Raw genomic sequence first — 26,973 nt, 5'->3', positions numbered from 1 at the left:
ACGCGATGACGACTACCGTACAAAACTATCTCGATAAAGGCCTGCGCGGCCTCTGGTATCCGGTACTGGCGAGCTGGGAAGTGCAGTCTGCTCCTGTGGGCATTACCCGTCTGGGCGAGCAGATTGTGGTCTGGCGCAATAAGGACGGCCAGGTGCAGGCGCTGGAGGACCGCTGTCCGCACCGCGGCGCGCGACTGTCGATGGGCTGGAACCTTGGCGACCGCATCGCCTGCTGGTATCACGGCGTGGAAGTGGCGGGCAATGGCGAGGTGAAGGACGTGCCCGCCGTGGACAAATGTCCGCTGGTCGGCCAGCAGTGCGTGCGCAGCTATAGCGTGCAGGAGGCGCACGGCGCGATTTTCCTGTGGTTTGGCGTCACCGCTGACCAGCAGCCGGACGCGCTGACTTTCCCGGACGAGCTCGCCGACGCCGAAAATTTCAGCAACTTTCTCTGCACCGCTGCGTGGAAATGCAATTACCAGTACGCGCTGGAAAACGTGATGGACCCGATGCACGGCACCTATCTGCATTCGTCGTCGCACTCGATGGCGGAAGGGGATCGCAAGGCCGACATGGTGCTTCAGCCGACCCAAACCGGCTTTATCTTTGAGAAAAAAGGGCAGAGCGGCGTCAACTTCGACTGGGTTGAGCTGGGTAATAGCGGAACCTGCTGGATGCGCCTCTCTATTCCCTATAAGAAACGCTTCGGGCCGGGCGGCCACTTCTTTATCGTCGGCATGGTGGTCCCGGAAGATAACGACAGCTGCCGCGTCTTCTTCTGGCGCATCCGCCGCGTGCAGGGCTGGCAGCGCGATATGTGGCGCTTTATGTACCGCAACCGCCTGGAAAAACTGCACTGGGAAGTGCTGGAGCAGGACCGCGTGGTGCTGGAAAGCCTGGCCCCGAACGCGCGCGAGCATGAATACCTGTACCAGCACGATGTCGGCCTCTCACGCCTGCGCCGCATGATGCAAAAGGCGGCGAAAGAGCAACTGGCATTGCGTGAAGAACAGCAGGGAGCCGCCTGATGAACGGGCTGCTGAACGGAAAGCGCATCGTGGTGACCGGCGCCGCGCGCGGTCTGGGCTACCACTTTGCCAAAGCCTGCGCGGAGCAGGGCGCGGCGGTGGTGATGTGCGACATCCTCGAAGGCGAGCTGGCTGAAAGCGCGCACGGGCTGCGCGAGCAGGGTTACGCGATCGAATCCCACGCTATCGATCTGGCCGATCCGCATTCCATTGGACATGCGTTCAGCGCCATCGGCGAGCAGGGGCAGATTGACGGGCTGGTCAACAACGCGGCGATGGCCACCGGCGTCGGCGGCAAAAACATGCTCGATTACGATCCGGAGCTGTGGGATCGGGTCATGCGCGTAAACGTCAAAGGCACCTGGCTGGTGACGCGCGCGGCCGTTCCGCTGCTGCGCGACGGGGCGGGGATTGTGAACGTGGCGTCCGACACCGCGCTGTGGGGCGCACCGCGCCTGATGGCCTACGTCGCCAGCAAGGGCGCGGTGATTGCCATGACCCGCTCGATGGCGCGCGAGCTGGGCGAAAAACGCATTCGTATCAACGCCATCGCCCCGGGATTAACCCGCGTCGAGGCAACCGAATATGTCCCGGCCGAGCGGCATCAGCTTTACGAAAACGGTCGCGCATTAGCGGGCGCGCAGCAGCCGGAAGATGTCACCGGCAGCGTGGTGTGGCTGCTCAGCGATCTGTCGCGGTTCATCACCGGACAGCTGATTCCGGTCAACGGCGGTTTTGTCTTTAACTAAGGTAGGGCGACGATGGCAAACGATCGGGAAGTGAAGTATCTGGTGCCGGGGCTGGAGCGCGGCCTGCAGCTGCTGTTAGCCTTCGGCGAGCAGCATCGCGAACTGACCTTTGCCGAGCTGCACCGGCTGGTGGATATGCCAAAAGCCACCGCCTACCGCGTGGTGCAGACCCTGGAGTTCATGGGGTTTCTGGAGCGCAACGCGCGCACCAACACCTTCTCGCTGGGCATGAACGTGCTGCGCCTCGGCTTTGAGTACATCGCCTCGCTGGACGTGGCGCAGGTCGGCCAGCCGGTGATTGAGCAGCTGCGCGACGTGAGCCAGTGCAGCAGCCATCTGGCGATCCGCGACGGGCGAGACATTATCTACATCGCCCGCGTCAGCGCCGCCGGGTCGCGCATTAATCAGGTCAGCATCGGTACCCGCCTGCCGGTGCACTGCACCTCGCTTGGCCGCATGCTGTTGACCGATATTTCCCGCGCCGATTTTGAACGGCTGTTCCCGCACGAGCGCCTGCCGGGCAACACGCCGGGTCAGATTCACGACCGCGAGGCCCTGTGGCAGATGGTGCAGCAGGATAAAGCCCGCGGGTACGTGATTGGCGAATCCTTCTTCCGCCACGGCATCTCCTCCATCGTCTATCCGGTATTTGACCGAAGCGGTCGCGTCGCGGCGGTGGTCAGCATCCTGGTGCCCTCGGAGGAGATCCCGCAGGCCGACCGCGAGCGTCTGCAAAACGAGGTTCGCCTCGCGGCGGATAAAATTTCTGGCTTCTTAGGATATCTGTCACAGGCCAGTTAAATCAGTGAGTTAACGCCAGGCGCTTGGCTGCGTCGGGCATGTTTTACGCCCAATTTGGGCCAGATGAGGCAACGAACGATGAGTGTAACCGGAATTGAAAAGCTGGAATTTGGCGTCGATGACCTGACGCACTGCGCCAAATTTATGCGTGATTTTGGCCTGACGGGCGATGCCAGCGGCCAGCGTTTTACCACCCTGAGCGGCGCGCGCGTGGAGCTTAACCCGATCGACAGCCCTGACCTGCCGCCCGCGTTTGAAGCAGGCAACACCCTGCGGCGCATGACCTGGGGCGTGGGCACAACGGAGGAGCTGGACGCGCTGCGTCCGAAACTCGCGCAGCAGCCCGGCTTTCGCGAAGTGGGCGACGCGCTGGAGTGCCTTGACCCGAACGGCATGACGCTGCGCGTGCAGGTCAGCCAGCAGACCGACGTCGAGCTGAACGTTGAGCCGATCAACCAGTGGGGCGACATGCGCCGTATCGACACGCCCAGCCCGGTTTACGATCGCGCCCAGCCGATCAACGTCGGCCACGTGGTGTTCTTCGTCGAAGAGCTGGCGGCGGTGGAGACATTCTACCGCGAGGTGCTCGGTTTCCAGGTTTCCGATCGCTACATCAACCGCGCCGTATTTCTGCGCTGCGGCCCGCGCGGCGGCCACCACAACCTGTTCCTGTTACAGCTGCCGAACCGCAGGCGCGGCCTGAACCACGTCGCCTTTACCGTGCGAGACATCCACGAGGTGATCGGCGGCGGCATCGCGATGAATAAAAACGACTGGAGCACCTTTATCGGGCCGGGCCGCCATCCGGTGTCGTCGGCGTATTTCTGGTACGTCAACAGCCCGACCGGCGGCGCGTTTGAGTATTACACCAACGACGACTACCTGACCGAGAACTGGCAGCCGCGCGAGCTGGAGCACTCTCTGGTCTCCTTTACCGAATGGGCCGTGGAAGGCGGGATTGATCACGACACCCGCCGCCAGCAGAAAAAGCCGGAGGCGGTATGACCTCGCGCATTGTCATTATCGGCGGCGGCCAGGCGGGCGGCTGGGCGGCGAAAACCCTGCGCGACGAGGGCTTCAACGGCGAGATTTGCGTAGTTGCGGAAGAAGAGTGGGATTTTTACGAACGCCCGCCGCTGTCGAAAGCCTCTCTGCTGGACGCCAATGCCGCCCTGCCGCGCCTGTTTTCAGAGGAGGCGCAGCAGGCGCTGCACCTGACGTGGTATCGCCCGCTGCGCGCGGAGCAGATCGATCGCGACGGCAAAACGGTGTTTTTGAGCAGCGGCGAGCGTCTTAGTTACAACATACTTTTAATCGCGACCGGTGGGCGGGCGCGCCTGCCGGGCGAGGCGTGGATGAATCATCCGCAGGTGTACACCCTGCGACACTGGCAGGACGCGCAGCGCCTGAAGGGGCGTTTGGCCGAGAGCGCAACGCTGGCGATTGTCGGCGGCGGCTGGATCGGCCTGGAGATTGCCGCCTCCGCGCGCAAAAGCGGCGTGGCGGTCACGCTGTTCGAGCAGCAGCCCGCGCTGTGCATGCGCTCGGTGAGCGCCGACGTGTCACAGCGGCTGGAGACAATCCACCGCGAGCAGGGCGTCGACATCCGCACCGGCTGCGGCGCGCTGGAGCTGGACGATAGTAACGGTCTGCCGGTCATTCACTGCGACGGCAGGCGGGAAACGTTCGATGCGGTTGTCGTCGGGATCGGCGTCGATCTCAACCTGGAGCTGGCGCGCGAGGCCGGGCTGAAAACCGATCGCGGGATCGTGGTTGACGCGCAGGGCCGCACGTCCGATCCGTCGATCTTCGCCGCGGGCGACGTGGCGCAGCACCACCGCTACGGCCTGTGCATTCAGTCCTGGGCCTTTGCCCAGAACCAGTCGGTGGCAACGGCGAAAGCGATGCTTAATGCGGACGCGCCCGGCTACGACGAAGCGCCGTGGCTGTGGTCGGATCAATACCAGCACAACATTCAGATCCTCGGCATTCCGCAGGCGGGAAGTAAAACCCTCGTCCGCGACGGCGCGCTCTTTTTCTCGCTGGACGAGAACGGACGCCTGACGCAGCTGGTGGCGTTTAACGACGCACGCACCGTCAAGCTGGCGAAGCGCTGGATGGCGGCCGGGCGGGATCTGTCCGACGTGCCGCTCGCCGACCCGGCCTTTTCACTGATGTCACTGCGATAGCAAACGCGCGCCCGTAGGGGGAGACATGACCACATTAGACACCAACGCCGCGCCGGAACAGGCGAGCGGCGAGGGCATTCATACGCCCGAAAAGGCGGTTCGCTGGGCGATCCCGCTGTCGCTGCTGGCCTGCGTGCTGCTGGCGTTTTTCGACAAAATCAGCATTGCGGCTCTGTTCTCTGACGGCCATTTCCAGCAGGCGATGGGCATCGATTTTGACACCACGCGCCTCGGCATTCTGATGAGCGCGTTCCTGCTGAGCTACGGTTTCTCGTCGGTCTTTTTAAGCGGCCTGGGAGACAAAATCCCCCCGCTGCGCCTGCTCACCGGCATGATGGCGGTGTGGTGCGTGCTGATGGTCGCGATGGGCTTCACCCATAACTACACGCTGATGATCGTTCTGCGCATCCTGCTCGGCGTGGCGGAAGGGCCGCTGTTCCCGCTGGCCTTCGCCATAGTCCGGCACAACTTCCCGCAGCACCTGCAGGCGCGCGCCACCATGCTCTGGCTGCTCGGCACGCCGGTGGGCGCGGCGATCGGCTTCCCGCTCTCGCTGTGGCTGCTTAACACCTTCGGCTGGCAGAGCACCTTCTTTGTGATGGCGATGCTGACCGTTCCGGTGCTGATCTTCGTGCGCATTGGCCTGCGCGGTATTCGCCTGGAGGCGAAACCGACCAGCACCCAGGCGTCTCAGGAAGAGCGGCGCGCGGCGCGGCGCGAGCTGTTTGTGAGCCCGCACTTCTGGATCATCTGCGTTTTCAACATCGCCTTTCTCACCTACCTGTGGGGCATCAACGGCTGGCTGCCGGGCTACCTGATCAAAGGCAAAGGCATTCATCTTGAGCACGCGGGCTGGCTGTCGTCGATGCCGTTTATCGCCATGCTGGCGGGGGAAGTGATTGGCGCCTGGCTTTCGGACCGGGTCGATAAGCGCGCGGCGGCCTGCTTTATCTCTATGGCCGGGGCGGCCGTCGGGCTGGCGGTGGTGATGCATCTCGATACGCCGCTCGCCATCATCGCGGCGATGAGCTTCAGCACCTTTATGTGGGGCACCGGCGCACCCAACATTTTCGCCCTGCTGGCGAAAGCGACCCACCCGCGGGTGAGCGCCACGGCGGGCGGTATTTTCAACGGGCTGGGAAACTTTGCGGGGGCGCTGTCGCCTGCGGTGATGGGGGCGCTGATTGCCTTCACCCACAGCATGGATTCCGGGCTTATTTTTCTGGCGGTGATGGCGGCGGTGGGCTGCGTCCTGTTACTGCCGCTGCTGAGACGTTACTGAGGAGAGTGTCATGACTGATTCAACCGTAACCAACACATCAGGCATCAAGCCTGACCACCTGACGATGGAAGAGTGGGTCGAGTCGCGCATTGCGCGCTTCGAAGGCCGTAAATACGACTGGAACGCGCTGAAGTTCCAGGCCGACTTCGACCCGAAATACCGCCGGGCGCAGATGCGCTACATCGGCACCGGCGCGACGGGCGTGGCGAGCGACACCAACACCGTCCAGGCGGAACATTTTACCTTCTCTACCATGGTGCTGCCGTCGAAGTGCGAAGGGCCGCTGCACCTGCACGACGACGTGGAAGAGGTGTTCTTCATGCTGAAAGGGCAGATCACGCTGATGATCCAGGACGGCGACAGCTACACCGAAACCGTGCTGCGCGAGCGGGACCTGATCTCCGTTCCGGCGGGCATTTATCGCGGGCTGTTTAACCACGGCGAAGAAGAGGCGCTGATGTGCGTGATGCTGGGAACCAACAAGCCGGAAATCCCGACCTACCCGGCCGATCACCCGCTGTCAAAAGTGAAGCGGAACTAAGGGGGCGTGATGACGGGCTTTCGTGAACAGGGAAGCGGCATCCCGCTGATGCTGCTCCACGGCATCAGCTCCGGCGCGGCCTCCTGGCATAAGCAGATGGCGCTGAGCGGCTTTCGCGTGCTGGCTTGGGACATGCCCGGTTACGGCGAAAGCCCGATGCTGGCGGTGGAGCGTGCTAGCGCGGGCGACTACGCCGACGCGCTGGCAGCGATGCTCGACCGCGCGGGCGTCTGGCAGACGGTGCTGGTGGGCCATTCGCTGGGGGCGCTGGTGGCCTCGGCTTTTGCTGCGAAGTTCCCGGCGCGCGTGCTGCACCTGGTGCTGGCGGATGCCGCGCAGGGCTACGGCCAGGCCGCGCCGGAGCAGCGCGAGCAGGTCTGGCGCAGCCGCGAGCAGCAGATGGCGCTGGGCGGTGAAATTCTTGCCCAGACCCGCGCGGCGAAGCTGCTGCGCCCCGGCGCGCGCGCGGAGGACATTGCCACCGTCGCGGCGGGCATGCGCAGCCTGCGGGCGGAGGGCTACCTGGCCGCCGCGTGGATGCTGGCGCACGACGATATTCACGGCTGGCTAAAGCGTTATTCCGGCGCGTTTGAGGTGTGGTGCGGCGAGCAGGACGCCATTACCCAGCCGGAGCTGGTTCAGGGGCTGGCGCTGCGCTACGGCATGCCGTTTACCGCGATCCCCCTGGCCGGGCACGCCAGCTATCTCGATAACGACGCGTTTTTTAACCAACGGCTTTTACGCATTAAAGAAGAGGTGCGCGATGAATGCACAAATTGACGGGCGCGTGGCTGTTGTCACCGGCGGGTCTTCGGGCATTGGCTTCGAAACGCTGCGCCTGCTGCTCGGCGAAGGCGCAAAGGTCGCCTTCTGCGGCCGTAACCCTGACCGGCTCGCCAGCGCCCACGCGGCGCTACAAAACGAATACCCCGACGGGGACATTTTCTCTTACCGCTGCGACGTGCTGAAGGCCGAAGAGGTGCACGCCTTCGCGGAGGCGGTGAAATCCCGCTTCGGCGCGGCGGACATGCTGATCAACAACGCCGGGCAGGGCTACGTGGCCCACTTCAGCGACACCCCGCGCGAGGCGTGGCTGCACGAGGCCGAGCTTAAGCTGTTCGGCGTCATCAACCCGGTGCAGGCGTTTCAGCCGCAGCTGGAGCAGTCCGATATTGCCTCGATTACCTGCGTGAACTCCCTGCTGGCGCTCCAGCCGGAGGAGCACATGATTGCCACGTCTGCCGCCCGCGCCGCGCTGCTCAACATGACGCTGACGCTCTCAAAAGAGCTGGTGGGCAAAGGCATTCGCGTCAATTCCATTCTGCTCGGCATGGTGGAATCCGGGCAGTGGCAGCGCCGCTTTGAAAACCGGGCGGATAAAAGCCAGAGCTGGCTGGAGTGGACGGCGGATATCGCGCTCAGGCGCGGCATTCCAATGGCGCGCCTCGGCAAGCCGCATGAGCCCGCGCAGGCGCTGCTGTTTCTCGCCTCGCCGCTGGCCTCGTTTACCACCGGCGCCGCGCTGGACGTTTCCGGCGGCTTCTGCCGCCATCTGTAAGGACGCATCATGAAAAAGGTCATGTTAATTGGTTTTGGCGCAATGGCGCAGGCGGTGATTGAGCGCCTGCCCGCGGGGGTGGCTATCGGTTGGATCGTGGCGCGCGAGCCACACCATGCGGCGATTAGGCAGCAGTTTGGCAACGAGACGGTTGCGCTGGCCTCGCCGATGGACTGCCCCGAATCGCCGGACCTGGTGCTGGAGTGCGCCAGCCAGCAGGCGGTCGCCGAGTATGGCGAAGCGATTCTCCGCCGCGGCTGGCACCTGGCGGTAATCTCAACCGGCGCGCTGGCGGACAGCGAACTGGAAGCGCGCCTGCTGAATGCGGGCGGAAAGCTGACGCTGCTCTCCGGCGCGGTGGCGGGCATCGATGGGCTGGCGGCGGCAAAGGAGGGCGGGCTTGAGCGCGTCACCTATCAGTCGCGCAAAAGCCCGGCCAGCTGGCGCGGCAGCTACGCCGAGCAGCTTATCGATCTCAATGCGGTGTCGGAAGCAAAGGTCTTCTTTGAGGGCAGCGCCCGCGAGGCGGCGCGACTCTTCCCGGCCAACGCCAACGTGGCGGCGACCGTGGCGCTCGGCGGCGTCGGAATGGACGACACCCGCGTGCAGCTGATGGTCGATCCGGCCACAAAGCGAAATACCCACACGCTGCACGTCGAGGGTTTGTTTGGCGAATTTCATCTTGAGCTGAGCGGGCTGCCGCTGGCGTCTAACCCTAAAACCTCCACCCTTGCGGCACTCAGCGCGGTACGCGCCTGCCGCGAGCTGGCCCTGCGCTGAGGAGTGACGATGGACGATCTGAAGATTTTTATTGGCGGTCACTGGCGACGCGGAGGCGGCAACCCGATGCAGAGCCACTTCCCGGCAGACGGATCGATCGCTGCGACGCTGAATGCGGCAAGCCTCGACGATCTGCATGACGCAATCGAAGCCGGAGAGCGGGCGTGGCGCGATCCGGCCTGGCGCAGCGCGCTGCCGCACATGCGCGCAAAGATCCTGCATAAGGTTGCCGATCTGATTGAATCCCGCGTTGACGCGCTGGCGCAGATGCAGAGCCGCGATAACGGCAAGCCGCTGGCGGAAGCGCGCGGGCTGGTGATGAGCGCGTCGGGCACGGCCCGCTACTTCGCCGCCGCCTGTGAACTGCTGGAAGGGGAACTTCCGACCCCGCGTCAGCCCGACCTGCTGACGCTGAGCCGCTACGAGCCGCTCGGCGTGGTGGCCGCCATCACGCCGTGGAACTCGCCGATTGCCAGCGAAATGCAGAAGGTTGCTCCGGCCATCGCGGCGGGAAACGCGGTGATCCTCAAGCCTGCCGAAGCGACGCCGCTGATGGCGCTGGAGCTGGCGCGCATTTTTGAGCAGGCAGGCCTGCCCGCCGGGCTGCTGAGCGTGCTGCCGGGCAAAGGTTCGGTGATTGGCGACGCGCTGGCGCGCCACCCTCGCGTGCGGAAAATTTCCTTTACCGGCGGCACCACTACCGGTCGCCATCTGGCACACGTGGCGGCGGAAAAGCTGATCCCGGCATCGCTCGAGCTGGGCGGGAAATCCCCGACTATCGTGCTGGAGGATGCGGACGTCGAGCAGGCCGCGCGGGGCATTTGCTATGGCATTTTCAGCTCGGCGGGGCAGGCGTGCATCGCCGGATCGCGTCTGTTCATCCACCAGAGCCTTTACGCACCGCTGATGGTGCGGCTGCTGGAACTCACCCGCGGCCTGCGCGTTGGGCATCCGTTTACCGAGGGTGTCCACGTTGGGCCGCTGATTAACGAAAAACACCGCCAGAGCGTCATGGAGTACGTTGCGCTGGCAAAACGCGAAGGGGGCCGCGTGCTGTGCGGCGGGGAGATCCCGGCCGATCCGTCTCTGACGAACGGCAGCTTCTTTCTGCCGACGATTATCGAAGGGCTGAGCAACGCCGCGCGCGCCTGCCAGGAGGAGATCTTCGGCCCGGTGCTGGTGGCGATGCCGTTCAGCGACGAGGCGGCGCTTATCCGCGAGGCCAACGACTCGGTATACGGGCTGGCGGCGGGCATCTGGACGCGCGATACCGGGCGCGCGCTGCGCCTGAGCGAGCAGCTGGAAGCAGGCACGGTGTGGATCAACACCTATAAAGTGTTTGCGATTTCGACCCCGTTCGGGGGCTTTAAGGAGAGCGGTCTGGGCCGCGAAAAGGGCATTCAGGGATTAAAAGCCTGGATGCAGCAAAAGAGCATTTATCTGGCGACGGGTAATAGCGTCAACCACTGGTGCGACTGAGAAAGGGTGAGCAATGAGCGAAATGATAACCGTCGGCGACGCCATCGCCAGAACGCTGGAGCAGTATCAGGTTGAAGCCATCTACGGCGTCATCTCCATTCACAATTTGCCGACCGCGGATGCGGTTGGGCAGCGCGGCAACATTCGCTTTGTGCCCGCACGCGGCGAAGCGGGGTCCGTCACCATGGCCGACGCGCACGGGCGGTTTTCGGGTCTCGGCGTGGCGCTGACCAGCACCGGCGCGGGCGCGGGTAACGCCGTCGGCGCGCTGATTGAGGCAATGAACGCCTGCACGCCGCTGCTGCATCTGACCGGCCAGGTTGAAAAGGCGTGGCTGGACGCCGACACCGGGTTTATTCATGAAACCCGCGATCAGCTGACCTTCCTCAAGGCCAGCTCAAAGCGGGCGTACCGCATCAGCAACGCGAATCAGGCGATCGCGATTTTGCACAAGGCGATACAGGAGGCGCAGACGCCGCCGTGTGGCCCGGTGTCGGTCGAGATCCCGATTGATATTCAGGGGGCAAAAATTCCGGCATCGCTGGTGACGGCGGCGGTGAAAGCGCCTGCGGCTTCACCCGCTGATGCTGGCGCTGTCGAGGCGCTGTGGGCGCAGCTGAAGCAGGCGAAACAGCCGCTGCTTTGGCTCGGCGGCGGGGCGCTGGCAAGCGCTGAGGCGGTGAAACGGCTGGCGGACGCGGGCGTGACGGTGATTTCCAGCACCCACGCGCGCGGCGTGCTGCCGGACGCTCATCGCGCCAGCCTGCGGGCGTTCCACAACTCGCCGTCCGTTGAAGCGCTTATCGTACAATGCGACTTCACGCTGGTCGCGGGCTCGCGCCTGCGCAGCAACGAAACCCGCTCCTGGACGCTCGAACTGCCGCACCCGCGCGTGCAGATTGATATCGATCCGGCGGCGGCAAGCCGTAACTATCTGATGGACAGTACGCTCATTGCCGACTGTTCCGCGCTGCTGACCGCGCTGGCTGAAAAAACGCAGGGGCGCGAGTGGGGCAGCGCCCGGTGGGATGCGCAGGTTCAGCAGGCGGTTGAGCAAGCCGAGCAGGGGCTGCGCGAACAGTGCGGGGCGTATGCGAAGCTTAACGATGCGATTGAAAAGGCGCTGCCGAAGGATGGCCTGCTGGTACGCGATATCACCGTGTCCGGCAGCCTGTGGGGCAGCCGCCTTTTTCGCGCCAACGGCCCGCTGATGAACATTCACTCTCTGGCGGGAGCGATTGGCATGGGTCTGCCGATGGCGATCGGCACCGCAATTGCCAACCCGCAGCGTAAGGTCGTGGGGCTGGTGGGCGACGGCGGCCTGAGCCTGAACCTGGGCGAGCTGGCGACGCTGGCGCAGGAAAAAGCCAACGTGACGCTGCTGATCATGAACGACGGCGGCTACGGCGTGATGCGCGGTATACAGGATAAGTATTTCGGCGGTCGTCAGTATTTTAACGAACTGCACACGCCGGACTTTACGCTGCTGGCGCAGGCGATAGGCCTCCAGGCCTGGAGCGTTGAGCGGGCGGAGGATTTTGATGCCGTGATGACCGAAGCGCTGGCAATGCCGGGGCCGTCGGTGGTGGAAGTGCGGATGGGGCAGATTGGCGCGCTGAAGTTCGCCGGACCGCCGCAGAAATCCCTTTATTGAGATCGTGGATATTGCCCGGTGGCGCTGCGCTTACCGGGCCTACGGTTTCTCTCTTAACCACAGCGAGAAAACCGTAGGCCGGGTCAGGCGAAGCCGCCACCCGGCCTGTTTCATCAGAACACGTTGAACGGGTACTCCACGTAAGCGCGGATCTCATCCCCGCCCACGTTGTACTCGCTGGCGTTGCTGGAGACGCGCAGCACCGAGTAGCGCAGTTTCAGCTTCAGATCTTTCGCCGGGCCATCCTGCACCTGGTACTGGAGCTGGTTAAACCACTCGTGCTCTTTGCCGTTGCTGGTTTCAGAGGTTTTGATATTGTCGCCGCGCACGTAGGCGGTGGTCCAGCTCAGGCCCGGCAGGCCAAGGCCGCCAAAGTCCAGACCGTAGGATGCCTGCCAGGAACGTTCATCCTCACCGTTAAAATCAGACCAGTAGGAGTTCGCCAGCCAGATGGTGTTACCGCCGTCACCCACGCCGCCCTTGTCGCGATAGCCGCCGTAGTTATAGCCGGTGCTGCCGCTGCTCTGCTGGTACGCCACTTTAAACGTGTGAATGTCCCAGATGTAGCTCGCCGCCAGGCTCCAGATGGTGTTGCTGCGGCCCGTGTTGAGGCTGTCAGCGTAACCCTGGTCCAGGCGGGAGTTATAGCCGTTGAAGTCGAGTACCAGCTGTTGCCCGGTGCTGAACGGCTGTTTGAAGTTCATGCCCAGGTACTGCTTGTTCATCACCTCTTCGTTATGCGAGGTGTACAGCGCGCCGCTGAACTGGTCGTTGAACTGGTAGCTCGCGCCGCCGAAGGAGAGGCTCTTCAGCCCGCTGTCGTGGCGATCGTCGCTTTTGCGCTGCTCGTCGGTGAAATAACCCGCGTTGATTTCCAGACCGTCGATCTCTTTTGAGGTCAACATAGTGCCGGTGTAGCTTTCAAACAGCAGGCGGGAGCTGTCGGCATTCACGATCGGCAGCTCAGGACGCTGGTTCCCGTAGCTCAGTACGGTATTCGAGATGCGCATTTTGGCGGTTGCGCCAAATTTCGCTAAATCGGATTTGGCCCGGCCATCGTCTTCCTGTTTGAAGAAGTCGATGCCGCCCGCGCCGCTTTTGCCGCGGCCGCCGTCCAGGCGCACGCCGTATTGAGCAATGCCGTCCACGCCAAAGCCCACCAGCCCTTCGGTGTAGCCGGATGCAAACGTGGCGATAATCCCCTGACCCCACTCGGCCTTGTCCTGCTGGCCCTGATGGTAGTCGCGGCTGATATACGCATTCCGTAAGAACAGATCCAGATGGCTGTCGTTAATAAAACCCTGGCTGTCGGATTGCTGGCTTGCAGCAGCAGGTAATGCGGTAAATAAGCTTAAGGCAATTAATGATAATTCTTTTTTCACGGAGGGAACGTCTCTGTCTGGATATATTAATTTGAATGATTGCGTGGTTGATAATTACCGTAAATATTAACGATTGCAATAAATATGTGACCAGACATTTCAGGGGCTAAATGCAGATGTGGCGGGGCTTGCTGGCGAGTTATCGATACGTGCTTTTAAATTAGCAATTCATGCGAAATAAAAGGGAGGCAAATATGCCTCCCGGTAAAATTATTTAATTCCGTCTGCGGCCATACGGTCGCGAATATGCTGTGCGCGTTCTTCCGAGGCCGGGTGATCGTCAAACATGGAGCTTTGGCGTCCCGCTTCCAGCTTGGCCAGCTTTTCGAAGCTGGTGGCTAAACCGGATGGATTAATGCCGCGTTTGCGCAACAGATCGTAGGAGTAGTCATCCGCCTCGGACTCCTGACGCTGGGAGAACTGGGAGTTAACCAGCTTTTCGCCCACGTCGCCAAGCTGTGACTGCGACAGGCTGCCCACGATACCGCCCGCCGAGGCAGCCGCTGCGCGGATGGCATTGGTGCCCAGCGCAACCTGCATCCCTTTCTTCACGTGGCCCAGGGCAACGTGGCCCATTTCATGGCCGATGACCGCCTCCACTTCGTTGTCGGTCATCATGTCCATCAGCCCGCTGTAGACGCGAATACAGCCGTTCGCCATCGCGAAGGCGTTCACGTCTTTCGCCACGTACACCTTGTAGTTCACCGGCTGGCCGTTGATGTTATCGCCCAGCGCGGAAGCAATCTTATTCAGACGCTGCGTGTAGGTACTGTCAGCCGGCGCAAGCGTGGCTTTTCCATCCATATCTTTACAGGCCTGGTCGCTCAGCGCTTTCACCTGCGCGTCGCTCAGGGAGTAGGCCTGAAAGGCTTCTGCGCCAGACGTCATCAGACCGTTAGAATCCATATTCTGACAGCCGCTCAGCAGGAGCGTTGTACCCAGGGCCAGCACTATTGCACGCATTTTCATGAGGTTGCTTCCGTACTCGTTAATCTGAATAAAATCTGAAAAGTGCACCGTCAGCGAAGCCGGTGTTGGGCTAAGTATAAGGAATATCCACAGGGCCGGGCGAGCAGATTGCGCAACATGCGAGCATGATCCAGAGATTTCTTAACAAGCAAAAGAATGCTCCATGTACATGACTTGCGGCTTGGGTTACATTGTTGGCACTTTTTTCCGGCGTAGCCCAAAACGCGCTGTCGTCAAGGGCATGGCCTTTAACAGTCCGATCTGGAGTTAAAATGTCCTCACGTAAAGAGCTTGCTAATGCTATTCGTGCGCTGAGCATGGACGCAGTACAGAAAGCCAAATCCGGCCACCCAGGGGCCCCTATGGGTATGGCTGATATCGCCGAAGTCCTGTGGCGTGATTTCCTGAACCACAACCCGCAGAACCCGGCATGGGCTGACCGCGACCGCTTCGTGCTGTCCAACGGCCACGGCTCTATGCTGATCTATAGCCTGCTGCACCTCACCGGCTACGATCTGCCTATCGAAGAGCTGAAAAACTTCCGTCAGCTGCACTCCAAAACTCCAGGTCACCCGGAAGTGGGCTACACCGCTGGCGTAGAAACCACCACCGGCCCGCTGGGACAGGGTATTGCGAACGCTGTAGGTATGGCGATTGCTGAGAAGACGCTGGCGGCGCAGTTCAACCGTCCTGGCCACGACATCGTTGACCACTTCACCTACGCGTTCATGGGCGACGGCTGCATGATGGAAGGCATTTCTCACGAAGTGTGCTCCCTGGCAGGTACCCTGAAGCTGGGCAAACTGGTGGCGTTCTATGACGACAACGGTATCTCCATCGACGGTCACGTAGAAGGCTGGTTCACAGACGACACCGCAGCACGTTTCGAAGCCTACGGCTGGCACGTTGTGCGCGGCGTTGATGGCCACGATGCTGACTCGATTAAACGTGCGGTAGAAGAAGCGCGCGCCGTGACGGACAAGCCGTCCCTGCTGATGTGCAAAACCATTATCGGCTTCGGTTCACCGAACAAAGCGGGTACGCACGACTCCCACGGCGCGCCGCTGGGCGACGCGGAAATCGCACTGACCCGCGAAGCGCTGGGCTGGAAATACCCTGCATTCGAAATCCCCTCTGAGATCTACGCTCAGTGGGACGCAAAAGAAGTGGGCCAAGCGAAAGAAGCGGCCTGGAACGAGAAGTTCGCTGCCTATGCGAAAGCTTTCCCACAGGAAGCGGCTGAATTCACCCGTCGTATGAAAGGCGACATGCCGTCTGACTTCGACGCGAAAGCGAACGAGTTCATCGCTAAGCTGCAGGCGAACCCGTCTAAAATCGCGAGCCGTAAAGCGTCTCAGAATGCGATTGAAGCGTTCGGCCCATGGCTTCCAGAATTCCTGGGCGGCTCCGCTGACCTGGCGCCATCTAACCTGACCCTGTGGTCCGGTTCTAAGCCAATTAACGAAGACGCTGCCGGTAACTACATCCATTACGGTGTCCGTGAATTCGGCATGACCGCGATTGCCAACGGTATCTCCCTGCACGGCGGTTTCCTGCCGTACACCTCTACCTTCCTGATGTTCGTCGAATATGCCCGTAACGCCGTGCGTATGGCGGCGCTGATGAAGCAGCGTCAGGTGATGGTCTACACCCACGACTCCATCGGTTTGGGCGAAGATGGCCCAACTCACCAGCCGGTAGAGCAGGTGGCTTCCCTGCGCGTCACCCCGAACATGAGCACATGGCGTCCATGTGACCAGGTTGAATCCGCGGTGGCGTGGAAATACGGCGTTGAGCGTCAGGACGGTCCAACCGCGCTGATCCTCTCCCGTCAGAACCTGGCGCAGCAGGAGCGTACGCCTGAGCAGCTGGCGAACATCGCTCGCGGTGGTTACGTGCTGAAAGACTGTGCGGGCCAGCCTGAGCTGATCTTCATCGCTACCGGTTCTGAAGTTGAGCTGGCGGTTGCCGCATGGGAAAAACTGACTGCCGAAGGCGTGAAGGCGCGCGTGGTCTCCATGCCGTCTACCGATGCGTTCGACAAACAGGATGCGGCTTACCGTGAATCCGTCCTGCCTAAAGCGGTTTCCGCTCGCGTGGCGGTGGAAGCGGGTATCGCTGACTACTGGTTCAAATACGTTGGCCTGAACGGCGCTATCGTCGGCATGACCACCTTCGGTGAGTCTGCTCCGGCAGAGCAGCTGTTCGAAGAGTTCGGCTTCACCGTTGAGAACGTGGTCGCGAAAGCGAAAGAACTGCTGTAATTGCCGTTTTGCCCGGTGGCGCTTACGCTTACCGGGCCTACAAATGGCACGAAAATTGGCCGGGTAAGCGCTAGCGCGCCACCCGGCTTTTTTGTAGACATTATTCCACCGAAAATGTGACGCAAGTCATATAGCTCGCTTATTCATCTGGACAGACATTCCTTTTATTCCCCGATTCGCTTATTCTTGCTGAAGCGTTTCAGTCGATTAAATGTTCGACAATTGACCAATCAATCGCAGTTTGTGACAGCAAGGATTCCCCTTCGGGCGTAGCTGGATTACTCTTTCAGCCACCTCAAACTCAGGGATTGCTTTGCAGGAGATCTATGACCGTACGCGTAGCGATTAATGGCTTCGGTCGCATCGGGCGTAATGTGGTTCGTGCTTTGTATGAATCCGGACGCCGGGCGGAAATCACCGTGGTGGCAATCAATGAACTGGCGGATGCTACGGGCATGGCGCATTTGTTGAAATATGACACCAGCCATGGACGTTTTGCCTGGGATGTCCGTCAGGAAAGAGAGCAACTGTTTGTCGGTGACGATGCCATCCGCGTGCTGCATGAAAGCAGCATTGCAGGGCTACCGTGGCGTGAACTGGGTGTGGATGTGGTGCTTGACTGTACCGGCGTGTACGGCAACCGCGAACATGGCGAAGCGCATCTGGCCGCAGGCGCGAAAAAAGTCCTGTTTTCTCATCCCGGCAGTAACGATCTCGACGCGACCGTCGTGTTTGGCGTCAACCAGCATGAGCTGCAGGCCGAACACCGCATAGTCTCCAACGCCTCCTGTACCACTAACTGCATTATTCCGGTCATCAAACTGTTAGACGATGCGTATGGCATTGAGTCCGGCACCGTGACCACGATTCATTCCGCCATGCACGATCAGCAGGTTATCGACGCCTACCATCCGGATTTACGACGCACGCGCGCCGCGAGCCAGTCAATCATTCCGGTGGATACGAAACTGGCGGCAGGGATCACCCGAATCTTCCCGCAGTTTAATGATCGTTTTGAAGCGATTGCCGTGCGTGTCCCAACGATTAACGTCACCGCAATCGACCTTAGCGTGACGGTGAAAAAGCCGGTAAAAGCCTGTGAAGTCAACCTGTTGCTGCAAAAAGCGGCACAGGGAGCATTTCATGGTATAGTTGACTATACGGAATTACCGTTGGTCTCAGTAGATTTTAACCACGACCCGCACAGCGCCATCGTCGATGGCACGCAAACGAGGGTCAGTGGCGCACACCTTATCAAGACGCTGGTCTGGTGTGATAACGAATGGGGCTTTGCTAACCGAATGCTCGACACCACGTTAGCAATGGCCGCTCAAGGTTTCAGGTAAGACGCATCGTGCGTCTGCAAAACTTTAAGAATCAACGAGAGGATTCACCATGTCTGTAATTAAGATGACCGATCTGGATCTGGCTGGTAAACGCGTTTTCATCCGTGCCGATCTGAACGTACCGGTTAAAGATGGCAAAGTGACCAGCGACGCGCGTATCCGTGCATCTCTGCCAACCATCGAACTGGCTCTAAAGCAGGGCGCTAAAGTGATGGTCACCTCCCACCTGGGTCGTCCAACTGAAGGCGAGTACAACGAAGAGTTCTCTCTGCTGCCAGTGGTTAATTACCTGAAAGACAAACTGTCCAGCCCGGTTCGCCTGGTGAAAGATTACCTGGACGGTGTTGACGTTGCAGCGGGTGAACTGGTTGTTCTGGAAAACGTTCGCTTCAACAAAGGCGAGAAGAAAGACGACGAAACCCTGTCCAAAAAATACGCTGCACTGTGCGACGTATTCGTGATGGATGCATTCGGTACGGCTCACCGTGCCCAGGCGTCTACCCACGGTATCGGTAAATTCGCAGACGTTGCGTGTGCCGGTCCTCTGCTGGCTGACGAACTGGAAGCGCTGGGTAAAGCACTGAAAGAACCTGCTCGTCCAATGGTGGCAATCGTTGGTGGTTCTAAAGTTTCTACCAAGCTGACCGTTCTGGATTCCCTGTCTAAAATCGCTGACCAGCTGATCGTTGGCGGTGGTATCGCGAACACCTTCGTTGCCGCTCAGGGCCACAACGTGGGTAAATCCCTGTACGAAGCAGACCTGGTTGATGAAGCCAAACGCCTGCTGAGCACCTGCGATATCCCGGTTCCAACTGACGTTCGCGTCGCGACCGAGTTCTCCGAAACCGCAACCGCGACCCTGAAATCTGTTAACGACATTAAAGACGAAGAGCAGATTCTGGACCTGGGCGACGTTTCTGCACAGAAACTGGCTGAGATCCTTAAAAACGCAAAAACTATCCTGTGGAACGGTCCTGTTGGCGTGTTCGAATTCCCGAACTTCCGCAAAGGTACTGAAATCGTTGCTAACGCTATCGCAGACAGCGAAGCGTTCTCTATCGCAGGCGGTGGTGACACCCTGGCAGCAATCGACCTGTTCGGTATCGCTGACAAAATCTCCTACATCTCCACTGGTGGCGGCGCATTCCTCGAATTCGTGGAAGGCAAAGTACTGCCAGCAGTAGCAATGCTCGAAGAGCGCGCTAAGAAGTAAGCCATTCAAGGGCAGGGAAACCTGCCCAATTTTCAGCGCGCTTTTAAGAGCTCGCACCTTTTCTAACGGCCGAAGATACAGGACTAAGCAACATGTCTAAAATTTTTGATTTCGTAAAACCTGGCGTTATCACTGGTGATGACGTACAGAAAGTGTTCCAGGTAGCTAAAGAAAACAACTTCGCTCTGCCAGCAGTTAACTGCGTGGGTACCGACTCCATCAACGCCGTACTGGAAACTGCTGCTAAAGTTAAAGCTCCAGTTATCGTTCAGTTCTCTAACGGCGGCGCTGCGTTCATCGCAGGTAAAGGCGTAAAAACTGACATTCCTCAGGGTGCTGCAATCCTGGGCGCTATCTCTGGTGCGCACCACGTACACCAGATGGCTGAGCACTACGGTGTTCCCGTTATCCTGCACACTGACCACTGCGCGAAGAAACTGCTGCCGTGGATCGACGGTCTGCTGGACGCGGGTGAGAAACACTTCGCGGCAACCGGTAAGCCACTGTTCTCTTCTCACATGATCGACCTGTCTGAAGAGTCGCTGCACGAAAACATCGAAATCTGCTCTAAGTACCTGGCGCGCATGGCCAAAATGGGCATGACCCTGGAAATCGAACTGGGTTGCACCGGTGGCGAAGAAGACGGCGTGGACAACAGCCACATGGACGCTTCTGCCCTGTACACCCAGCCAGAAGACGTTGATTACGCGTACACCGAGCTGAGCAAAATCAGCCCACGCTTCACCATTGCAGCGTCTTTCGGTAACGTGCACGGCGTTTACAAACCAGGTAACGTGGTTCTGACCCCAACCATCCTGCGTGATTCTCAGGAATACGTTTCCAAGAAACACAACCTCCCGCACAACAGCCTGAACTTCGTCTTCCACGGCGGTTCCGGTTCTTCTGCTCAGGAAATCAAAGACTCCGTCAGCTACGGCGTAGTGAAAATGAACATCGATACCGACACCCAGTGGGCAACCTGGGACGGTATTCTGCAGTACTACAAAGCGAACGAAGCTTACCTGCAGGGCCAGCTGGGCAACCCGAAAGGCGAAGACCAGCCGAACAAGAAATACTACGATCCGCGCGTATGGCTGCGCGCTGCCCAGACTTCTATGATCACTCGTCTGGAGCAGGCATTCAAAGAACTGAACGCAGTAGACGTTCTGTAATTTGAGCTGCTAACAGCGTCAGAAGGCCCGCCAATGCGGGCCTTTTTTTATGCTTTTTCAATACCCTGTCAGACCTGTTTTTGTGATCTGTTTGGCAAAGCCGGTGCTTTTTGTTTACCCTTTATTGACCTGCCTGTCTCCACGGGGGATGGATTTTGTGTTTTGGTTTAACAAAAGGAAGAATAAATGGAACAACTCGATGTTGTAGACAGCATCAATAATGCCGGTAACTGGCTGGTGCGCAACCAGGCCCTGCTGCTTAGCTACGCCGTGAACATCGTCGCGGCAATTGCCATCATCATCGTCGGGATGATCGTGGCGCGCATTGTCTCGAATACGGTTAACCGCGTGATGCTGGCCCGTCACATTGACGCCACGGTGGCTGACTTCCTCTCCGCCCTGGTGCGTTACGGCATTATCGCCTTTACGCTGATTGCGGCGCTGGGCCGCGTGGGCGTGCAGACGGCATCCGTTATCGCCGTGCTCGGTGCCGCCGGTCTGGCCATTGGTCTGGCGCTGCAGGGTTCGCTTTCAAACCTGGCGGCAGGCGTTCTGCTGGTCACCTTCCGTCCGTTCCGCTCCGGCGAATACGTTGATCTTGGCGGCATTGCCGGCACCGTGCTGCAGGTGCAGATTTTCTCAACGACCCTGCGTACCGTCGATGGCCGTATCGTGGTGGTGCCAAACGGGAAAATTATTGCGGGCAATATCATCAACTTCTCCCGTGAGCCGGTCCGTCGTAACGAGCTGATTATCAGCGTGGCGTACGACTCGGATATCGATCAGGTGAAGTCGCTGATTACCAACATTATTGCGTCAGACGATCGCATTCTGAAAGACAAAGAGCAGACGGTTCGCCTGAACGAACTCGGCGCTTCCTCCATTAACTTCGTGGTGCGTATCTGGAGCAAAAGCAGCGATCTGCAAACCGTATACTGGGACGTGCTGGAGCGCATTAAGCGCGACTTCGACGCCAACGGCATTAGCTTCCCGTATCCGCAGATGGACGTGAATCTTAAACGCGAGAAAGCCGCCGAGTAATCCCCGATGCTGTAGGCCCGGTAAGCGCTAGCGCCACCGGGCTTTAACTTCATAAGCTCCGCTAATACCCAATTAATATTATCCATTTCCTCTAATGTGATTCGCGCAGTATAGTCAGCTTCCAGAACAACACTGCGAGAAAATCTTCATGCTATCTTATTATTTTCAAGGGCTTGCCTTAGGTGCGGCCATGATCCTTCCGCTCGGCCCGCAAAATGCGTTTGTGATGAACCAGGGCATCCGCCGCCAGTACCATCTGATGATTGCTCTGCTGTGCGCGGTAAGCGATTTACTGCTGATCTGTGCCGGGATTTTTGGCGGCAGCGCGCTGCTGATGCAGTCTCCGTGGCTGCTGGCGCTGGTCACCTGGGGCGGCGTGGCGTTTCTGCTCTGGTACGGATTCGGCGCCCTGAAAACGGCGATGAGCAGTAACCTCGAGCTGGCGAGCGCGGAAGTCTTGAAGCAGGGCCGCTGGAAGATTATCGTCACCATGCTGGCGGTCACCTGGCTTAATCCGCATGTTTATCTGGACACCTTCGTGGTGCTGGGCAGCCTGGGTGGACAGCTGGACGTTGAGCCGAAACGCTGGTTTGCGCTCGGCACGGTCAGCGCATCGTTCCTCTGGTTCTTTGGCCTCGCCATTCTGGCGGCATGGCTGGCTCCTCGCCTGCGCACCGCCAAAGCCCAGCGCATCATTAATACCCTAGTGGGGCTGGTGATGTGGTTTATTGCTTTTCAGCTGGCAAAAGAGGGGATTCACCACGTTCAGGAATTGTTCAACTAATCCTTGTCTTATGGACATCTGAACAAGACCCGCTAAGCTTGCTGGCATGCGCCCTGTTAATGGGCACTCTTCGCAACATGGAGGAATAACAGTGAAGTTTAAGGTGATGGCCCTGGCGGCATTAGTCAGTTTCGGAGCGGTATCGGCGCAGGCAAACGAGCTGCCGGACGGCCCGCACATCGTCACGTCAGGCACCGCAAGCGTGGACGCGGTACCCGATGTTGCAACCCTGGCAATTGAAGTGAATGTGGCCGCGAAAGATGCGGCTACCGCCAAGAAGCAGGCTGACGATCGCGTTGCGCAATACCTCTCTTTCCTCGAGCAGAACGGTGTCGGTAAAAAAGATATCAACTCCGCGAACCTGCGTACTCAACCCGATTACGACTACCAGAACGGCAAAAGCATCCTGAAAGGCTACCGTGCCGTGCGTACCGTTGAAGTGACCGTTCGCCAGCTGGATAAGCTTAACTCGCTGCTGGACGGCGCGCTGAAGGCGGGCCTGAACGAGATCCGCTCCGTGTCGCTGGGCGTTGCGCAACCGGAGAAATACAAAGACGAAGCGCGTAAGGCGGCCATTGACGACGCTATTCATCAGGCTGAACAGCTGGCGTCCGGCTTCAAGAGCAAGCTTGGCCCGGTTTACAGCGTGCGTTACCACGTCTCTAACTACCAGCCAAGCCCGATGGTGCGGATGATGAAGGCTGATGCAGCCCCGGTATCCGCGCAGGAAACTTACGAACAGCCAACCATTCAGTTCGACGATCAGGTGGATGTGGTGTTCCAGCTGGAGCCCGTTGCAGCGCAGCCGAAACCGGCTCAGTAACCTGCAGGCCGGGTAAGGCGTTACCGCCACCCGGCTTTTTCTTTTTAATCCTGTCTTAACACCTTGTGCCCGTAAGCCAGCAGCGCGTCGGTGACGTTGCGCATCATGCGGCTTTCCGGCGCAAAACGGTGCCAGTAGAGCATCCGGCGCTGATACAGCCCCGGCGTCAGGTCAATCAGCTCACCGCTTTTCAACTCTTTCTCAATCTGCAGATGCGGGATCATGCAGCAGGTGGTGCCCTGGCGCGCAAGCTGCACGAAGGCTTCAGACGAGTTAACGATATGGCACGGCACGCTGCCCGGCGGCAGATCGAAGTTTTGCTGCAGGAACGCCTGATGCATATCGTCCAGATGGTCGAACGCCACGGCAGGGGCCTTCAGCAGCGCCGCGCGGGTGACGCCGTTCGGGAAGTAGCGCTCGGCAAAGGCTTTTGAACCCACAAACAGGTAGTCCAGGGCACCCAGCTGATCGACAAGGCAGCTCGGCAGCGCCTGAGGCTGGATACTGACCGCCCCAACCACTTCGCCGCGACGCAGGCGCTCCTGGGTGCGGGTTTCATCTTCAACCTGCAAATTAAGGCGGATAGGGGAATCGGCCAGTACCGGCGCAAGGGCCGGCAGCAGCCAGGTTGCCAGACTGTCGGCGTTGACCGCCAGAGAGAGCAGCAGCGGCGTAGAGCCCGTTTGTTCGTCACCCAGCCACTCGTCTTCCAGCAGTTCAACCTGGCGCAGCAGGGCGAGAAGCTTTTGCCCTTGCTCGGTTGGGCGAGGCGGCACGGTGCGCACCAGCAGCGGCTGGCCGAACATGTTTTCAAGCTGTTTGATACGCTGTGATACGGCGGACTGGGTGATGCAAAGCTTTTGCGCCGCGCGCTCAAAACCGCGTTCACGAATAACTGCATCAAGTGCCTGTAGTGTTCTGTAGTCCGGACGTTTCATTGCTCTGGGTGGCTCCTTAATTTTGCTTATTCTGCACTATGACACAATTTTCCCTTCGTGGCAGACGAATTCCATTCGACGTGTTCTATAATGCGCCCTGAGTTTTCACACCACAGGCAAAACGATCATGACGCAGGATGAACTGAAAAAAGCAGTAGGATGGGCCGCTCTCCAGTACGTACAGCCGGGTACCATTGTCGGTGTCGGTACGGGATCGACCGCGGCACACTTTATCGATGCGCTGGGCACGATGAAGGGGCAGATCGAGGGCGCGGTTTCCAGCTCTGATGCGTCCACGGAAAAGCTGAAAAGCCTCGGCATTACCGTTTTCGATCTCAACGAAGTGGATCGTCTGGGGATTTACGTTGATGGCGCGGATGAAATCAACGGCCACATGCAGATGATCAAAGGCGGCGGCGCGGCGCTGACGCGCGAAAAAATCATCGCCTCCGTTGCGGACAAGTTCATCTGCATCGCGGACGCCTCCAAGCAGGTCGACATTCTGGGGAATTTCCCGCTGCCGGTCGAAGTGATCCCGATGGCGCGCAGCGCGGTTGCCCGTCAGCTGGTGAAGCTGGGCGGTCGCCCGGAATATCGTCAGGGCGTCGTCACCGACAACGGTAACGTGATCCTCGATGTACACGGTCTGGAAATTCTCGACGCAGTTGCGCTGGAAAATGCCATCAACGCTATCCCAGGCGTAGTGACCGTAGGGCTATTCGCCAACCGGGGCGCGGACGTGGCGCTCATTGGCACCGCTGACGGCGTGAAAACCATCGTAAAATGATCTGACGGGGGGAGTCCTCCCCCCGCTAAAAATTTTTGAAACGCCAAATTCGGTGACTTGTGTCACGTTTTTCCGCCTCTTTTGCCGATCCTGCCACATTTGTAAATTTCCATAGCATTTTCCTCTGTCATTTTGCTCTGGATGACTTTACTTCAAGGTGCCGACGCAAACGTTCATATTGCTGCAATAGTTTTTTTTGATATGTTGGCTACAGCGGATTCATATCCAGCACAACATCAGTTCAGACAAAAACAGGGTCGGGTAAATGGCAAAGGTATCACTGGAGAAAGACAAGATTAAATTCCTGCTGGTCGAGGGCGTGCATCAAAAAGCAATCGATAGCCTTCGTGCGGCAGGCTACACCAACATTGAATTTCACAAAGGCGCGCTCGATACCGAAGAGCTGAAAGCGTCCATCCGTGATGCCCACTTCATTGGCCTGCGATCCCGTACTCACCTGACTGAAGAGGTTATTGCCGCGGCGGAAAAGCTGGTGGCCATCGGCTGCTTCTGCATCGGCACCAACCAGGTTGACCTGAATGCTGCTGCGAAGCGCGGTATTCCCGTCTTCAACGCCCCGTTCTCCAACACCCGTTCCGTGGCGGAGCTGGTGATTGGCGAACTGCTGCTGCTGCTGCGCGGCATTCCTGAGGCTAACGCCAAGGCGCACCGCGGCGTGTGGAACAAGCTGGCGTCTGGCTCATATGAAGCGCGTGGTAAAAAGCTGGGGATTATCGGCTACGGCCACATCGGTACGCAGCTCGGTATTCTGGCGGAATCCCTGGGCATGCACGTGTTTTTCTACGATATCGAAAGCAAGCTGCCGCTGGGCAATGCGACCCAGGTTCAGCATCTGTCTGACCTGCTGAACATGAGCGACGTGGTGAGCCTGCACGTGCCGGAAAATGCCTCCACCAAAAACATGATGGGCGCGGAAGAGCTGGCGCTGATGAAGCCGGGCTCACTGCTGATTAACGCCGCGCGCGGCACGGTTGTCGATATCCCGGCACTGGCGGATGCGCTGAAGCGTAAGCATCTGGCGGGCGCGGCCATCGACGTCTTCCCGACGGAGCCTGCGACCAACAGCGATCCGTTTACCTCTCCGCTGTGCGAATTCGACAACGTGATCCTGACGCCGCACATCGGCGGTTCTACTCAGGAAGCGCAGGAAAATATCGGTCTGGAAGTGGCGGGTAAACTGAGCAAATATTCCGACAACGGCTCTACGCTCTCTGCCGTTAACTTCCCGGAAGTGTCGCTGCCGCTGCACGGCGGTCGTCGTCTGCTGCACATCCACGAAAACCGTCCGGGCGTGCTGACCGCGATCAACCAGATCTTTGCCGAGCAGGGCGTTAACATTGCCGCGCAGTATCTGCAAACAAACTCGCAGATGGGCTACGTGGTTATTGATATCGAAGCGGATGACGATGTCGCCGAGAAAGCGTTGCAGAGCATGAAGGCCATTCCGGGGACGATTCGCGCGCGTCTGCTTTACTGATGGTGCGGGGTGTGGTGTCGGGTGGCGGCTGCGCCTTACCCGACCTACGTTGAGCTTTTGTAGGCCGGGTAAGCGTAAGCGCCACCCGGCTTTATTCTACCAGGTCCAAATCTTACTGGGCGTCACCACCGCCGGTAACGGCACATCCCACTTCTCCACCGGCAACGCCTCTACGCCCTGGCAATCATGCGCGTAACCCACCGGCTGCAACCCGTACTGCTGCCAGTTTTGCAGCGTCCTGTCATAGAAACCGCCGCCCATGCCCAGACGCTGACCCTGTTCATCAAACGCCACCAGCGGCGTAATCAGCACGTCCAGCTGTGACAGCGGGAGCACGTCGCGCACGTCGAGCTTCGGCTCGGTGATTTTCAGACGATTCACCACCAGCTCGCTGTGCGGGTGATAGTGTAGAAACAGCAGATTGCCTTCGCTAAATGGGTGCAGCACCGGCAGATAAACCTTCTTTCCGGCTCGCCAGAGCTGCTCTATCAGCGGTTGGGTATCCAGTTCGCCATCAAACGACAGAAACAGGGCAACCGTATGCGCCATCACGACTGGCGGGTACGCCATCATGCGGGCGGCGGCCTGCTGGGCAAAATGCGCTTGCTGAGCGGAGGTTAACGCACGGCGGCGTTGACGAATAAGCTGACGGATGTCCTGGCGTGAAGCCGAAACTTCAGGGAATTGAGTCATGG

At 59.5% G+C, this 26,973-nt stretch carries 25 protein-coding genes; 21 read left to right on the top strand and 4 right to left on the bottom strand.

Annotated features, from left to right (window positions below; translation table 11 throughout):
- The first annotated feature begins 5 nt into the window (after positions 1–5).
- From ACJBF3_RS11230 to ACJBF3_RS11175, 12 genes are all read left to right on the top strand, one after another.
- On the top strand, positions 6–1,028 hold the full coding sequence (locus tag ACJBF3_RS11230) for an aromatic ring-hydroxylating dioxygenase subunit alpha (protein ID WP_045329272.1): 1,023 nt from the start codon (positions 6–8) through the stop codon (positions 1,026–1,028).
- A complete protein-coding gene (locus tag ACJBF3_RS11225; protein ID WP_045329270.1) occupies positions 1,028–1,777 on the top strand; it encodes an SDR family oxidoreductase in 750 nt (249 codons plus the stop codon). The genes ACJBF3_RS11230 and ACJBF3_RS11225 overlap by 1 nt, the downstream gene beginning before the upstream one ends.
- Positions 1,778–1,789: 12 nt before the next feature.
- Positions 1,790–2,578, top strand: coding sequence for an IclR family transcriptional regulator (locus ACJBF3_RS11220; RefSeq protein ID WP_045329267.1), 789 nt, complete (start codon positions 1,790–1,792; stop codon positions 2,576–2,578).
- 78 nt (positions 2,579–2,656) lie between these two features.
- Positions 2,657–3,583, top strand: coding sequence for a VOC family protein (locus tag ACJBF3_RS11215; RefSeq protein ID WP_047717595.1), 927 nt, complete (start codon positions 2,657–2,659; stop codon positions 3,581–3,583).
- Complete coding sequence (locus tag ACJBF3_RS11210; RefSeq protein WP_045329264.1) at positions 3,580–4,767, top strand: NAD(P)/FAD-dependent oxidoreductase; 1,188 nt, start codon at positions 3,580–3,582, stop codon at positions 4,765–4,767. Before ACJBF3_RS11215 ends, ACJBF3_RS11210 begins: the two co-directional genes overlap by 4 nt.
- A 25-nt stretch (positions 4,768–4,792) precedes the next feature.
- Positions 4,793–6,049, top strand: coding sequence for an MFS transporter (locus tag ACJBF3_RS11205; protein ID WP_047717600.1), 1,257 nt, complete (start codon positions 4,793–4,795; stop codon positions 6,047–6,049).
- Positions 6,050–6,059: 10 nt separating this feature from the next.
- Positions 6,060–6,590, top strand: coding sequence for a cupin domain-containing protein (locus ACJBF3_RS11200; protein ID WP_045329260.1), 531 nt, complete (start codon positions 6,060–6,062; stop codon positions 6,588–6,590).
- Between the two features lie 9 nt (positions 6,591–6,599).
- Positions 6,600–7,370: an alpha/beta fold hydrolase gene (locus tag ACJBF3_RS11195; protein WP_045329258.1), complete on the top strand. Its 771-nt coding sequence runs from the start codon at positions 6,600–6,602 to the stop codon at positions 7,368–7,370.
- Positions 7,354–8,148, top strand: a complete 795-nt coding sequence (locus tag ACJBF3_RS11190; RefSeq protein ID WP_045329256.1) for an SDR family oxidoreductase — start codon at positions 7,354–7,356, stop codon at positions 8,146–8,148. Before ACJBF3_RS11195 ends, ACJBF3_RS11190 begins: the two co-directional genes overlap by 17 nt.
- A gap of 9 nt (positions 8,149–8,157) precedes the next feature.
- The gene (locus tag ACJBF3_RS11185; RefSeq protein WP_045329255.1) at positions 8,158–8,928 is read left to right on the top strand and encodes an aspartate dehydrogenase; all 771 of its coding nucleotides are present in this window, start codon (positions 8,158–8,160) and stop codon (positions 8,926–8,928) included.
- Positions 8,929–8,937: 9 nt separating this feature from the next.
- Positions 8,938–10,407, top strand: a complete 1,470-nt coding sequence (locus tag ACJBF3_RS11180; protein WP_045329252.1) for an aldehyde dehydrogenase — start codon at positions 8,938–8,940, stop codon at positions 10,405–10,407.
- A 13-nt stretch (positions 10,408–10,420) separates the two neighbouring features.
- The gene (locus tag ACJBF3_RS11175) at positions 10,421–12,061 is read left to right on the top strand and encodes a thiamine pyrophosphate-binding protein (RefSeq protein WP_045329250.1); all 1,641 of its coding nucleotides are present in this window, start codon (positions 10,421–10,423) and stop codon (positions 12,059–12,061) included.
- Positions 12,062–12,174: 113 nt separating this feature from the next.
- On the opposite strand, the gene ACJBF3_RS11170 is transcribed toward ACJBF3_RS11175, so the two are convergent.
- Positions 12,175–13,443: an OprD family outer membrane porin gene (locus tag ACJBF3_RS11170; protein ID WP_047723570.1), complete on the bottom strand. Its 1,269-nt coding sequence runs from the start codon at positions 13,441–13,443 to the stop codon at positions 12,175–12,177.
- Between the two features lie 210 nt (positions 13,444–13,653).
- Positions 13,654–14,412, bottom strand: coding sequence for a M48 family metallopeptidase (locus ACJBF3_RS11165; RefSeq protein ID WP_045329245.1), 759 nt, complete (start codon positions 14,410–14,412; stop codon positions 13,654–13,656).
- Positions 14,413–14,684: 272 nt separating this feature from the next.
- Here ACJBF3_RS11165 and tkt point away from each other — a divergent pair, with 272 nt between their 5' ends.
- The 7 genes from tkt (at position 14,685) to ACJBF3_RS11130 (ending at position 23,055) form a co-directional block, all read left to right on the top strand.
- On the top strand, positions 14,685–16,676 hold the full coding sequence (gene tkt, locus ACJBF3_RS11160; protein ID WP_045329244.1) for a transketolase: 1,992 nt from the start codon (positions 14,685–14,687) through the stop codon (positions 16,674–16,676).
- A 326-nt stretch (positions 16,677–17,002) separates the two neighbouring features.
- On the top strand, positions 17,003–18,022 hold the full coding sequence (epd, locus tag ACJBF3_RS11155) for an erythrose-4-phosphate dehydrogenase (protein ID WP_045329242.1): 1,020 nt from the start codon (positions 17,003–17,005) through the stop codon (positions 18,020–18,022).
- 49 nt (positions 18,023–18,071) lie between these two features.
- On the top strand, positions 18,072–19,235 hold the full coding sequence (gene pgk / locus ACJBF3_RS11150; RefSeq protein WP_045329241.1) for a phosphoglycerate kinase: 1,164 nt from the start codon (positions 18,072–18,074) through the stop codon (positions 19,233–19,235).
- A gap of 92 nt (positions 19,236–19,327) precedes the next feature.
- Entirely contained in the window at positions 19,328–20,407 is a 1,080-nt protein-coding gene (fbaA, locus tag ACJBF3_RS11145) for a class II fructose-bisphosphate aldolase (RefSeq protein ID WP_014885155.1), read from the top strand.
- Positions 20,408–20,593: 186 nt separating this feature from the next.
- Entirely contained in the window at positions 20,594–21,448 is an 855-nt protein-coding gene (mscS, locus tag ACJBF3_RS11140) for a small-conductance mechanosensitive channel MscS (protein ID WP_045329240.1), read from the top strand.
- Positions 21,449–21,596: 148 nt separating this feature from the next.
- Positions 21,597–22,232 (top strand): arginine exporter ArgO, encoded by a 636-nt coding sequence (gene argO, locus ACJBF3_RS11135; RefSeq protein ID WP_045329238.1) that lies wholly within the window; start codon positions 21,597–21,599, stop codon positions 22,230–22,232.
- 91 nt (positions 22,233–22,323) lie between these two features.
- A complete protein-coding gene (locus tag ACJBF3_RS11130; RefSeq protein WP_045329236.1) occupies positions 22,324–23,055 on the top strand; it encodes an oxidative stress defense protein in 732 nt (243 codons plus the stop codon).
- Between the two features lie 44 nt (positions 23,056–23,099).
- Here ACJBF3_RS11130 and argP read toward each other — a convergent pair whose 3' ends face one another.
- Complete coding sequence (argP, locus tag ACJBF3_RS11125; RefSeq protein WP_008499727.1) at positions 23,100–23,993, bottom strand: DNA-binding transcriptional regulator ArgP; 894 nt, start codon at positions 23,991–23,993, stop codon at positions 23,100–23,102.
- Between the two features lie 127 nt (positions 23,994–24,120).
- Here argP and rpiA point away from each other — a divergent pair, with 127 nt between their 5' ends.
- Both rpiA and serA read left to right on the top strand, forming a co-directional pair.
- Positions 24,121–24,780 carry a ribose-5-phosphate isomerase RpiA gene (rpiA, locus tag ACJBF3_RS11120; RefSeq protein ID WP_010435366.1) on the top strand — a complete coding sequence of 220 codons (660 nt, stop codon included), beginning with the start codon at positions 24,121–24,123 and terminating at the stop codon, positions 24,778–24,780.
- Between the two features lie 265 nt (positions 24,781–25,045).
- Positions 25,046–26,278 carry a phosphoglycerate dehydrogenase gene (gene serA, locus ACJBF3_RS11115; RefSeq protein WP_045329234.1) on the top strand — a complete coding sequence of 411 codons (1,233 nt, stop codon included), beginning with the start codon at positions 25,046–25,048 and terminating at the stop codon, positions 26,276–26,278.
- A gap of 96 nt (positions 26,279–26,374) precedes the next feature.
- Here serA and ACJBF3_RS11110 read toward each other — a convergent pair whose 3' ends face one another.
- Complete coding sequence (locus ACJBF3_RS11110) at positions 26,375–26,971, bottom strand: 5-formyltetrahydrofolate cyclo-ligase (protein WP_045329233.1); 597 nt, start codon at positions 26,969–26,971, stop codon at positions 26,375–26,377.
- Between the last annotated feature and the right edge of the window lie 2 nt (positions 26,972–26,973).

This window comes from Enterobacter sp. PP-008-ECC_S150, assembly GCF_045257065.1.
In the GTDB taxonomy this organism is placed as follows: domain Bacteria; phylum Pseudomonadota; class Gammaproteobacteria; order Enterobacterales; family Enterobacteriaceae; genus Enterobacter; species Enterobacter chengduensis.
Note: the sequence above shows the minus strand (reverse complement) of the source record. Positions and strands in the feature narration are given on the sequence as shown.